Genomic DNA, 12,137 nt, shown 5'->3' with positions numbered 1-12,137 from the left:
TTTAGTGTACTTTTCCCTCAAAGTTTACTATGATTTTAATATAGGCAAATGCGAGGAGGCAGAATTACATGAAATTTCAACAAACAAAAGAAGTATTGAATCAATTAGTAGCAGATTTAAGCCAAATGTCGGTGATCGTCCACCAAACACATTGGTATATGAGAGGTCCTGGATTTTTGACATTGCATCCAATGATGGACAGCTTCATGGACGACTTGAATGAACAATTAGATGAAATCTCAGAACGTTTGATCACATTAGATGGTTCACCTTATTCAACATTACGTGAATTTGCAGACAACACAAAAATCCCTGATGAAGTTGGTCGTTGGGATCGCACGATGGAAGAACGTTTAGAAACACTAGTAGCTGGTTACCGCTACTTAGCAGATCTTTTCCAAAAAGGAATTGACGCTGCTGGTGAAGAAGGCGACGATCCTACGCAAGATATGTTTATTGAATTTAAAGCAGCAACAGAAAAACGCATCTGGATGATACAAGCACATCTAGGTAAAGCACCAGGAATCGACGCATAAACAAGCGAATCACAACTATAAGAGACACCCTGTTGACACACATCCATTGAGACGTGTTTCGACAGGGTGTTATTTTTTCTATTAATTACAGCAGAAATTTATTTTCTGAGAATGGGAAAAATTCGTTTCATGAGAATCTTCACTTTTATTAAGCGCTTGCTTTTCTTACGATATACTCACGATGTAAATAAAAAAGAAAAGGAGCAAAAAACATGAAAGTGAAAAAGAAATGGTTCTCGTTGTTGATGGTTGTAATGTTGTTGTCGTCGGTTTTCCAACCGACACTCTTAGCCTTTGCGAGTGATCGATCTTCAAAGAAGCGACCTCGCGTCCGGCTGTTGCGATTGATTTAAGTGGCACTTCGCCAGCGAAAGATGAAAAAACATGGAGCGAATGGGCAACACTCCGAGGGTTTACGAATACCCTGACTGCCGAACATAACGTATTTGATAATTTAGTTCTAGCGGATTATTTAGACGTGATGGAAGGGCCAAGTACGTTACCCCTCAGTACCCGATTTGCCCGTTCAAAAATTGCACCGATCATCCAAGCTACCGCCTTTGCTGAATTTACCCGACCCTACTTAAAAGAATCAACCAAAGAGACAGCTGTCAGTCAGTTGTATCGTGTGACCTCCACCAGTATCTTAAGACAATCGATCAGTTTACTTGGCGATGCCATTGATGCTCCAGAAGACCCTGTTGAGATTTACCCGACCACCAAAATCGAGTTAGCTAGCTGGATTACGGTCCAAAACCAGTTCCTTGAATACATACAAACAACACCAGAACTATCTGGATATGAGATGCGAACTGGCACAGACGGTATGAGCGGATTGTTCGTTCCTAAAGACACGAATGATCAAAGTCTATTAGTTTATCCAGATACTTCGCTGAATGAATACTTACCGGGAAATGAAAAATTACCTCCACGGATCGGCGCCCTGAAACAAATCAATTTTTCTCCATATAATGGTCCAGGAACACCCTATGTCAATGTGACCATGAGCTATACCGCCTATGATCATCGCCAAGAACTATACACGCAATATGATATTCGGGGCATCACGATTCCTTTAGAAACGGATTTCGACACATTTTTAGCAGAAATCGCCACACCTGAACAAGCCTTGGAACTGGTCAAAGAATATTCTTCGGTCCAATTTGGAGCAGTAGTCCCAACAGATGTCGATTCCGTCAATGACATCGGAAAAGAAATCACCCGTCAGATGATCGATGAGCGGGATGCGCTGATTGATCAATTGCCTGATACGTTTCAGACCAATCTATTCCGGATCGCAGCGAAAGCCAATGACAAAGAAGTTGTCATTGATCGGGAAGGTGAGTTTGTGTATCGGGGAACGCAAGAAATTGTTCCCTTAGACCAAATCGACATCGGTTTTAACCAAGAAATCATCTATACGATCCGCAAAGTGCAAAGCTTTTTCGGTGTCTATTGCAACTACTATGCGTTAGCCGATGGCTTGTTTGATGAAGAACGCACGAATTCTTTGCCAAAGAGTTTAGATGACACCACCATTGCAGCGATTTCTGAAGTCGGTGGCAGTGTATTGAAGCACTTACCAAATTACGAAAATACCGACTGGGTCATCAAGCAGTCCCAATTGAAGCCCGAACCAATGGACGTCTTACTCATCGCCATGTGCTTACCATGGTCAGAAATGATTTCTGTCTTACGGACCGTCAAATCCGATGAAGTCATCCTAACAGCGATTGAAGTCGAAGAAGCCGAAGCCGCTCGCGTATTGGAAGCGGAAAAGGCTCTAATCACCAAAGGCTGTCCAAATGAAGCTTTAGTAGAGAAGTTACCAACCACTGAATACTATAACCGTAAAGCCTTGCGTCATGTGGCAGGCGAGGTAAGACCGGGGAGAGATGGGAGATTGATTATATCAGGAGCTCATTCGCGCTATCCTGATTTTTATAGTCCAGACAGTGGAGTAGTTTATGAACCAACTGGGATAGTGGTGGAAGGAAAACCTTTTGAGGCTAAAGTGAGTTATGGAACAAATTTTAAGGGTGCGAAGACTACCGTATTTCCTGATAATTGGAATGCAGAGAAAATTACGAGTGAAGTCGAACGTATAATTGAGGAGAAAGTTACAGATGTACCTGGACGACAAGACCTCATTGGGAAAGAAACTGGTGGAGTTTTTAGTATAAATGTCAGCGTAAATGTTAAAGCAAATGGAAAGGTCACTGTTGTAACAGCCTATCCAGTTGAATAGAAAAAGATTAGTCCTTAATTAACTTAAGGACCAATCTTTTTTGAACTTTTTAGATTTTATTTGGAAATCTTCTGGTGTATACTGTTCACGCCAATAATACATATTATAAAGTTTATACGTGTAAATAATTTTTAAAATAGTTTCATTGTGAGTCTTTCTTATTCCTAGGTAGTCTATCATCGGAATCCCCCCATTAAAAAAATCTCCGTGATATCCAAAGCTCAATCCATATGGGGAAATCCCAAATAGAGGAGTGTTTTCATAACAAATGACATATTCTTCATCCGATAAACCCAGTCTATCATCGTCTGGGTCGTCTTCTTCAGGATCATATGGACATTCCGCAAGAAAATGTCCATCTTTTGGGCCGAAATCAATAAATGAATCATCATGAGTCACAGTTAATCGAGAATCTAATTGATTTAGCTGAGTTTCTAGAAAATTCGTATTCTTTTCTACAGCAGCCAAAGGTCGATGCTTGGGGTCAGTGAATGTGATTAGTCGACTACTTTTTTTACCTTCACCGATCATCTGTGAAGTTCTTTGATAATGAGATGCGATTGTTTGTTGGAATTGTTCTTCTGGAAATAAATCCTTCCAGTAAGATAAGTTTTTTGCTTGATAAGTGTGAATAACAGTTAATATCAAATCGTCAATTGCTTGTAGCGTTTTTCGATCCGAATGATTTACTTTTCCTTAATGTTCATCAATTTGTTCGCCATAAGGTGTAAAACAATAGAGCGTATAAAATTGATATTTCAACCGATACTCCGAATACACAAAATGTTCCATTGGATGATCTGGCACACGAGGGTCCCAATAAATTTTCGATAGCTTTGGAAAGACCTCTGGACCATAATCAATAAAGTTATCATTATGTATCAAAGTCAAATCTGGATCGATTGCTTGAAATTTTTGTGTGAGTTCTTCTGTCATTTTTCGAATCTTGGCTTGTGGTCGACGATTGGGATCGACAAAGGGGAAGAAGGTCATAATCGTTTTTTCCTTTCTGTTTTAAAAAGTTTTTTAAACTAAAGTATGACATGTTTATTCTTAAAAGATTGAACTTTTTTTGCATATTTTTGAAAAATGTAAACTACAAAAAAGAACGTCTTGAGACAACGTGTGGAAACATTGTCTCAAGATGTTCTTTTAGTTCTTGTCTATTTTCAACTGATGTAGTGCTTGCTCAATCTGTATTTCTACTTGGTCAAAACCTGTACCACCTAATGAATTGCGACGTTTCACGGCAGTTTCTGGAAGTAAGGTATCGTAAAGATCAGATTCGATCAGCGGGCTGATTGCTTGGAATTCTGTTAGTGGGAGGTCTTGTAACAAGCAACCTTGCTGTGTACAATGTAAGACGAGTTTACCGACAATCTCATGTGCTTGACGGAAGGGGATGCCCTTTGCAGCCAAGTAATCGGCTAACTCAGTCGCATTGGAGAAATCTTTTTGCGTGGCTGCATACATTCGGGCTTTGTTCACTTCCATGGTTTTGACCATACCTTCCATGATCGAGAGACTAGCTAAAATCGTTTCACTCGTATCGAACATGCCTTCTTTATCTTCTTGGAAATCTTTGTTATAAGCTAAAGGCAAACCTTTCATCAACGTGAGTAAACCAAATAAATTACCATATACTCGACCAGTTTTTCCACGTATCAATTCCGCCATATCTGGATTTTTCTTTTGAGGCATGATCGAACTGCCTGTTGAAAAAGTATCCGAAAGTTCAATGTATTGACATTCGTAACTACACCAAAAAATGATTTCTTCACAAAAACGGGACAAGTGCATCATCAATAATGAAGCATTACTTAAAAACTCCAGAATAAAATCACGGTCACTAACGGCGTCTAAACTGTTTGCATAAACAGCAGAAAAGCCTAATTCATTTGCAGCAAAGGAACGATCAATCGGAAACGTCGTACCTGCCAATGCGGCACTGCCTAAAGGGGAAATATCGATTCGTTTCAGGCTTTCTGTGAAGCGTTCATGGTCACGAGTAAACATCTGATAGTACGCTAAGAGATGATGGCCAAAGGAAATCGGTTGGGCGTGTTGCAGATGAGTATATCCTGGCATGATCGTAGCCGTATGCTCTGCTGCTTTTTCCACGAACGTTTGACGTAACGAATGAAGCTTTTCAATCAGTTCAAGTACCGTATCTTTTAGATACAAGTGCATGTCTGTTGCGACTTGGTCATTACGGCTACGAGCAGTATGTAGTTTCCCGGCAACAGGTCCGATTTCCTCATGCAGGCATTTTTCAATATTCAAGTGGATGTCTTCATTTTCCACCGAAAAATGCAAAGTGCCATTCGTTAAGCGTGTTTGCAGTTTTTCCAAACCAGCGATGATCTGTTGCGCTTCTTCCTCGGACAAAATCCCAGTATGGGCCAACATTTTCACATGGGCGAGACTACCTAAAATATCTTGTTGAGCTAATTTTTGATCAAAGGAGATCGAAGCACCGAATGCATCGATCCATTGTTCACTTTTTCCTTGAAACCGTCCACCCCAAAGTTTATCCATGTGATTCCTCCTATGTTTTGAATGAAAGAAAAGCAGGTAAAAGGTCCTGTTTGAGTTCGCACTCAGCTTTTACCTTACTTTTCTTTTGATTGCTTTACTCGCTACTCTGATCCTACGGCTGTTTGTTGTTGCGTTTGAACTTCCGCATAGACTTTCGATGGTAGACCCCAAAGCTTGATAAAACCGACAGCAGCTTGTTGATCGAAGGTATCCGCTGAAGTATACGTTGCTAGTTCTTCGTTATATAGACTATTGGCTGATTTACGTCCTTCAACGATGACATTTCCTTTGAATAGTTTGACACGGACAGTCCCATTGACCGCAGTCTGTGTTGCTTTCAAGAAAGAGATCAACGCATCGGTCAATGGATTGAACCAGAGACCATCGTAAATCATTTGGCTCAACTGTTGCTCGATCATTGGTTTGAAATGTGCTAATTCACGAACGAAGGTCAAATCTTCCAGCTCTTTGTGTGCCTGCATCAAAGTGATCGCTCCAGGGCATTCATACACTTCCCGCGATTTGATCCCTACCAGACGATTCTCCACATGATCGATCCGTCCGATTCCATGCTTGCCGGCTAATTGATTCAAAGACAAGATCAATTCGGATAAAGGTAAACTTTCTTGATTCAAAGCAACTGGAACGCCTTGTTCAAAAGTGAGTTCAATGATATCCGGCTGATCAGGTGTATACTCCAACGCTGTCGTAATATCATAAGCACCTGCTGGCGGAGTCGCCCAAGGGTCCTCTAACACACCACACTCACAAGCACGTCCCCACAAGTTTTGGTCGATAGAATATGGATTCTCCAAATCTGCTGGGATCGGCACATCATTTTCTTTCGCATAGGCGATTTCTTCTTCCCGAGACCATTGCCATTGACGAACCGGTGCAATGATTTTCATTTCAGGTGCCAAGGCATTGATTGCTACTTCAAAACGAACTTGGTCATTGCCTTTTCCTGTACAGCCATGAGCAATCGTCGTTGCACCAGTTTTTCGAGCTAATTCCACTAATTTTTTTGCGATCAAGGGGCGAGAAAGCGCAGAAACCAGTGGGTAAGACTGCTCGTAAAACGTATGACCTTGTAGCGCGATCAATGCAAATTCTTGAGCAAATTCCTCTTTGGCATCGATGGCATAAGACGCAATTGCACCAACTTGAAGTGCTTTTTCTTTAATAAAAGCTGTATCTTTGCCTTCACCGATATCTAGGCAACAAGCAATCACCTCATAATCTTTTGCCAACCATTTGATTGCCACAGAGGTATCTAATCCACCTGAGTAAGCCAATATAATTTTTTCTTTCATAAAATCGCCCCTTTATTTTTAAGTGTTTTCAAAATAGATGTTTCAAATGATAACACCATAAAAATAAAAAAGCAATCAATAAATTAAATAAATATACATAAAAATAAATAAAATGAAAATAATATTCAAAAATAATGTAAATACACAACTTTTTATACAGAACGAATTTCTTAGTCTAAAAGAAACTAAAACGATGAAAAGATAAAAATGAAAAAGAAATTTAATTTTTCAAAAGTATAGAAAAACGTTGACATTATCGGTATTTGCAGGTAATATGTTAAATGGTATTGTTTGCCCCACAAAGAGCCCCGGAAACTCGAAGTGTATGTCAAACATCAGAACTTAAATTGGAGGAAACTAACGTGCGTACAACATATATGGCCAAACCAGGCGAAGTAGAACGTAAATGGTATGTAGTAGACGCAACTGATGTTCCATTGGGACGTCTTTCAACAGTTGTTGCATCTGTACTACGTGGAAAAAATAAACCAACTTTCACCCCTCATTTGGATACTGGCGATTTCGTCATTGTTATCAATGCAGATAAAGTGAAATTAACAGGTAAAAAAGCGACTGATAAAATTTATTACCGTCACAGCAACTACCCAGGAGGATTGAAATCAATCTCAGCTGGTGAATTGCGTGCTAAAAATTCTCGTCGTTTGATCGAAACTTCTGTAAAAGGCATGCTACCTAAAAATACTTTAGGCCGCAAACAATTTACAAAATTGAATGTATACGGTGGAGCAGAACATCCACATGCAGCACAACAACCAGAAGTTTTAGACATCACAAACTTAATCTAATAGGAGGGAATTTCATTGGCACAAGTTCAATATATCGGCACAGGCCGTCGTAAAAATGCAGTTGCTCGCGTACGCTTAGTACCAGGAACTGGTAAAATTACTATCAACAAAAAAGATGTTGAAGAATACATTCCACATGCTGACTTGCGTGAAGTTATCAATCAACCTTTCGGCGTTACTGAAACAAAAGGCGCATATGACGTATTTGTTAACGTAAACGGTGGAGGCTACGCTGGACAATCAGGAGCTATCCGTCACGGAATCGCTCGTGCATTGCTAGAAGTTGATCCTGACTTCCGTTTAGCTCTTAAACGCGCTGGGTTACTTACACGTGACGCACGTATGGTTGAACGTAAAAAACCAGGTCTTAAAAAAGCCCGCAAAGCTTCACAATTTTCAAAACGTTAATCATTGTTATATCAAGCTTTACGAGGTGTTTCTCAATTCGAGAGACGCCTCTTTTTTTGTTTTGACCATACTTTTGACCATACTTTCAAAAATTCATATACGCGGCATATTTTTCAGCGGTCTGTTCCTTGGCTTTTTCGGTTACGTGAGTATAGATATCCATAGTGGTTTTTATATCGGTGTGCCCCATTCGCTCTTGTACTTCTTTAATGCTGACACCTGCTTCAAATAATAAGCTACAGTGTGTATGCCTAAAACCGTGAATAGTAATCTTCTCTAAATTGTGTTCCTTTAAAAAAGCTTTCATAAAATTATTCAGATAATCGAGGTAAAGATGTTTATTGTCAATGTCAGTAAACAGAAGCTGTTCAGGTTTGAGAGTATTAATACCTAGCTTTAGATATCTTCTCCGTTGCTCTTTTTTCCAAGATACAAGGTACTTAAGAGTTTCATCATCAATTGAAATAGTACGACGGCTATGCTTTGTTTTGGGAGTCTGGAATATTTCTTTACCGTATTCACTTTTTGCCAATGTCTGATTGACTGATATAGTGCCTTTTGATAAATCGCAATCTTTCCAACGCAGGGCCTGTAGCTCTCCTTTTCGTAGTCCTGTGAATGACATCACTCTGAACATAGTAAACAGTTGTATGTCTTCGTGACGGTTTAAGATCTCTAAAAAACTCTTCAATTGCTCTTTAGAATAAAAAGGGGAGACATATTTTTCTTGATCAATTCGTTCGGATTTTCGTGGTCTTATCACATGATTCATTGGATTAGTTGAGAGAAGACCGATTTTAAGCCCATAATCAATTATCCTAGTCGTTAAGCCAATAAGATTAGAATACTTTTTATAGTAAGTGAACCAATTATTCACTTGTTCTTGACAATAAACAACGGTTATTTTGTCTAACGAGAGCGATCCAAAATTTGGCAGAATATGTTTTTCAATCGCATTTTTTTGGACAAATAGCGTGCTTTCTTTGACCGTGTTTTTATATTGTTCGTACCAAAGATTATAGACTTCTCTGAAAGTTGGAATTTCAATTTTTTTAGTTGGAAGTCCGTTTTTCTCAATTTCTAATTCTAGTCTTGATAAGGCTATTTTAGCCTCCTTTTGTGTTTTAAATCCTCTTTTGGTAGTATATTTTTTCTTCTTTGTCATCGGATCAATCCCTAAATATGTTTTAAAATACCAAGCTTTCTCCCCGTTTTTCTTTTTATATTGTTTAATCATAGCCATAATAAAATTCCTTTCAAGAATATATGTTCTTGTAAATATGGAAAAGAAAAGCCCAAAGGCTAGTCTTTAATTTTTTGTTTCAAATGTAGTGTGGCAATTCGTACAGAACCACTGATTTTTCCCTTTTTTTCCAGCAAATCCTGCCAATGTACCTATTCCGCCTGTCAATGCAGCACCACCGACAGCTTTCCCAATTGAAAATCCTTTTTTATTATTTTGCATGAATTGCACATCTCTGGATTGACAGGTTGGGCATTTGATGATATTTTTATTCTCTTTTTTTACTGGTGTTTGAGCGCTCAACTTATCATATTTTTCTGGTCCTTCAGTATTCCATTTTTCCCACTTATCATAGAAATTATTACTACGTGTAGCCAGAAATAGGGTGATAAGAGCGATTGCTAAAATGAATAGTATCCCATCATCTTTATAGCTACCCAATTTCCACCCTAGAAAAAGATAAAATCCGATAATACCTAGTGAGAGTATCCAAAACATTTTTTTGTATTTTCTATATCCATTCATTGTAAAAACTCCTCCAAATATTCTTATACCTAATCAATTTATAATCTGAGACTATTTCCCCTATTAGTTTCCTTGTAAAGATTTTATAGAATCTGGCATATAGTCATCAAAGTAATTTTTAGAAAGAGTTCCAATAATTCTGTCAATTTGGGTTGATAACTCATCAAGTTTCTCTTCATCTGATTTTCGGGCAGCAGTTGCATAGTCAATGCATCTATTTGATAACATTTTAAGATATTCAGCAGAATCAGGAGCTTGTGTTTCCAGTTTGGTTAGAGTCTGTTCGGCAGCCCAAACTAGGTTGTCTGAGCTAATTTCAATGACGTTATTCAATTCATTTGAATTTAAATATTCTTTCAAACTCGCATAAAAATCTGACATAGAGATAAACATGTTTAGTGCATCGGCGTTGTCATCCGAGCTTTCGTTTTTTCTTTTAGCCTCCCTAGAAGATATAGAAATATCATCAATTTCGGTTTGTTCTGCGGTACCATTATCTAAGTCGATAACAAAGTGTCTATATGATTTCCCTGTTGTTTTGTCAGATATTAGCACTTCAACCGCATCTTTCGTATTTAATAACTCATACCTTGGACGAATAGTTGCTTCTTGAGCCTCATAGATTGGATTATTCATTCGAGCTTCAGCAGGAGTATTTGCCTGTTTAAGGTTTCGTCCATTTTGTGAAACATCAATTCTTACATAAGTGCCGTTAAATATATACTTTTCACGACTATTTTCGTTTTTCCCATACTTCCATGTAAATTCAAGCTTTAGTAATTCGTTGTTTTCAATTTCTGCTTCAACTGGAGTGAATATGGTATCGTCGAAAGTAGTGCTTCTAATATCACTCAAATCAATGGATTTATTGTTTCCACATCCAGATAACAAAAATACCGTTATTAATAATCCTAAAAACATAATTTTCTTCATTCCATTCCCTCTTTCTGGTAAAATTATAGTTGTTAGAGTAAGAGGGTACCCTGATAGAAGTGTACAGCTTCTATGGGGTATTTTTTTATGCTTAAAAATGAAAGCTTTTGGACATGCTCATAACTGATTGAAGCTGAGTAATAGCGTATTTACCATATACTTCTGACCTATAAGGCACTAGGTATTTAGAAATTGCAACATCGTGGTTTAAGCCTAGGTCATAAATAAGATAGTTTTTAATTCTGTTGTGCAAAGCTCTACGACTTATACAATGTTTTGCTAGAATTAAATCGAAAGAACTCCCATCGTCCAGGTACTCAACTAGCTTTTCATTGTTCAGGTAAAGTATAGAAGCGATTACATTTGCTTCATCTTCGAAAGGTAATATTTCATCTGGATAGTGACTCCTAACATCCATTGAAGCAAAAATTTGCATATATGAATTATCTGAGCAATGAAAATAAATATGAGCAAGTTCGTGTAGTAGAGTGAAGATTATTCGATGTTTGTTTCTATATTTGTGCAGGAATATCTTAAAACTCGATCCGTTTGTAACCGTAAAACCAGAGACATGTTTATAGAATGTTGCGTCAACCTCCAATACTTCTGGATTGAAGCAGTCATAGATAGACTTATAAGTTCCGGATGAACTATCAAAAAAAACGATTTCAATTTCGAAATGCATTACAAAAAAATCAATGACGTTAAAGTAAGTAATTTCAGATATGGGCATTTCTGCCCATTCTGAAATGATAGTCAGAAGGGAAAGAGCATTTTCTGAATATGAAAGGTAGTTGGAAGCATCTAATTTTCTGTACTCAAAAGTTTCACGATTATACATAGGCAACAGTCCTTAATTCTTTTTTTTATCTTTTTCAAATAATTCTCTAGCAAATGACATTAGCTTGTCTAGTGATTCGTTGAACTCTTTTTTTTCATCGTCGTCCATATCCGACGTATTTTTACGGAACATAACAATCAATTCGTCTTCTTCCGGCTTTAGCTCAACTCTTTTAGAATCTTCTCTACCAAGGAGATAGTCTACAGAGACACCGAAGTAGTCTGCAACTTTCTGAAGTTTTTCTGTAGATGGTGTTTTTTTCTTCCAATAATAAATTACGTTTTCGCCGAATCCTAAGTCTCTTGCGACATCTTGAACATTTTTTCCTCTTTTGGCAGCTAGGTCTTTTATTCGATCAAATAAACTCATAAACATCACCTTAATAGCTTACCGAAATTAATTACGAACTTTAATAAAAAATAGTTGACTATTTTATTAAAGTTAGTTATAGTTATCTTGTAAGCAAGAATATTTACAAAATAAATTGCTAAATAGAACTCATTAAAACCGCTCCCCAGCAAGCATTAATGTGTTAGATAGGTTTATTTTGTATACTCTTATTTTACTAAACTTCGTAAAAATGTCAATAAGATTTGTAAATATTCTTGCTAACATATAAAAAGCCGTCTGCAGAAACAGGTGGCAGACTAATCATTTTCATTACCAGCTAGAGCAGCAGCTACACCAAGAGTTTTGACTTGTGACATTTCAGTGAATGCTGTTAGTGGTGAAAATTATTAGTTTTA

Annotated in this window: 11 protein-coding genes and 1 pseudogene; 4 read left to right on the top strand and 8 right to left on the bottom strand. The window is 37.8% G+C overall.

The window, feature by feature from the left end; genetic code table 11:
* The first annotated feature begins 68 nt into the window (after nt 1–68).
* Nucleotides 69–536 (top strand): Dps family protein, encoded by a 468-nt coding sequence (locus HZ311_RS07170; RefSeq protein WP_010733931.1) that lies wholly within the window; start codon nt 69–71, stop codon nt 534–536.
* Nucleotides 537–1,017: 481 nt separating this feature from the next.
* On the top strand, nt 1,018–2,784 hold the full coding sequence (locus tag HZ311_RS07165; RefSeq protein WP_231867641.1) for an EndoU domain-containing protein: 1,767 nt from the start codon (nt 1,018–1,020) through the stop codon (nt 2,782–2,784).
* A gap of 18 nt (nt 2,785–2,802) precedes the next feature.
* Here HZ311_RS07165 and HZ311_RS07160 read toward each other — a convergent pair.
* The 3 genes and pseudogenes from HZ311_RS07160 to HZ311_RS07150 all read right to left on the bottom strand — a co-directional run bounded on the left by HZ311_RS07160 (nt 2,803) and on the right by HZ311_RS07150 (nt 6,635).
* A pseudogene (locus tag HZ311_RS07160) lies at nt 2,803–3,777 on the bottom strand (hypothetical protein).
* 159 nt (nt 3,778–3,936) lie between these two features.
* A complete protein-coding gene (gene argH / locus HZ311_RS07155) occupies nt 3,937–5,322 on the bottom strand; it encodes an argininosuccinate lyase (protein WP_023520556.1) in 1,386 nt (461 codons plus the stop codon).
* Nucleotides 5,323–5,423: 101 nt separating this feature from the next.
* Complete coding sequence (locus HZ311_RS07150) at nt 5,424–6,635, bottom strand: argininosuccinate synthase (RefSeq protein WP_023520555.1); 1,212 nt, start codon at nt 6,633–6,635, stop codon at nt 5,424–5,426.
* A 377-nt stretch (nt 6,636–7,012) separates the two neighbouring features.
* Between HZ311_RS07150 and rplM the strand changes: the two genes are divergently transcribed.
* Nucleotides 7,013–7,441, top strand: a complete 429-nt coding sequence (rplM, locus tag HZ311_RS07145; RefSeq protein WP_153830627.1) for a 50S ribosomal protein L13 — start codon at nt 7,013–7,015, stop codon at nt 7,439–7,441.
* 15 nt (nt 7,442–7,456) lie between these two features.
* The gene (gene rpsI / locus HZ311_RS07140; protein ID WP_010733940.1) at nt 7,457–7,849 is read left to right on the top strand and encodes a 30S ribosomal protein S9; all 393 of its coding nucleotides are present in this window, start codon (nt 7,457–7,459) and stop codon (nt 7,847–7,849) included.
* Between the two features lie 85 nt (nt 7,850–7,934).
* On the opposite strand, the gene HZ311_RS07135 is transcribed toward rpsI, so the two are convergent.
* The 5 genes from HZ311_RS07135 to HZ311_RS07115 all read right to left on the bottom strand — a co-directional run bounded on the left by HZ311_RS07135 (nt 7,935) and on the right by HZ311_RS07115 (nt 11,760).
* Nucleotides 7,935–9,092 (bottom strand): site-specific integrase, encoded by a 1,158-nt coding sequence (locus HZ311_RS07135; protein WP_178946561.1) that lies wholly within the window; start codon nt 9,090–9,092, stop codon nt 7,935–7,937.
* A gap of 66 nt (nt 9,093–9,158) precedes the next feature.
* Nucleotides 9,159–9,617: a hypothetical protein gene (locus tag HZ311_RS07130; RefSeq protein ID WP_010733942.1), complete on the bottom strand. Its 459-nt coding sequence runs from the start codon at nt 9,615–9,617 to the stop codon at nt 9,159–9,161.
* 63 nt (nt 9,618–9,680) lie between these two features.
* Nucleotides 9,681–10,550, bottom strand: coding sequence for a hypothetical protein (locus tag HZ311_RS07125; RefSeq protein ID WP_178946560.1), 870 nt, complete (start codon nt 10,548–10,550; stop codon nt 9,681–9,683).
* 91 nt (nt 10,551–10,641) lie between these two features.
* Nucleotides 10,642–11,391 carry an ImmA/IrrE family metallo-endopeptidase gene (locus tag HZ311_RS07120; RefSeq protein ID WP_178946559.1) on the bottom strand — a complete coding sequence of 250 codons (750 nt, stop codon included), beginning with the start codon at nt 11,389–11,391 and terminating at the stop codon, nt 10,642–10,644.
* A gap of 12 nt (nt 11,392–11,403) precedes the next feature.
* Nucleotides 11,404–11,760, bottom strand: a complete 357-nt coding sequence (locus tag HZ311_RS07115; RefSeq protein WP_034689485.1) for a helix-turn-helix domain-containing protein — start codon at nt 11,758–11,760, stop codon at nt 11,404–11,406.
* Nucleotides 11,761–12,137 lie beyond the last annotated feature (377 nt).

Origin of the sequence: Enterococcus mundtii, from assembly GCF_013394305.1 — a bacterium.
GTDB classification, from domain to species: domain Bacteria; phylum Bacillota; class Bacilli; order Lactobacillales; family Enterococcaceae; genus Enterococcus_B; species Enterococcus_B pernyi.
Note: the sequence above shows the minus strand (reverse complement) of the source record. Positions and strands in the feature narration are given on the sequence as shown.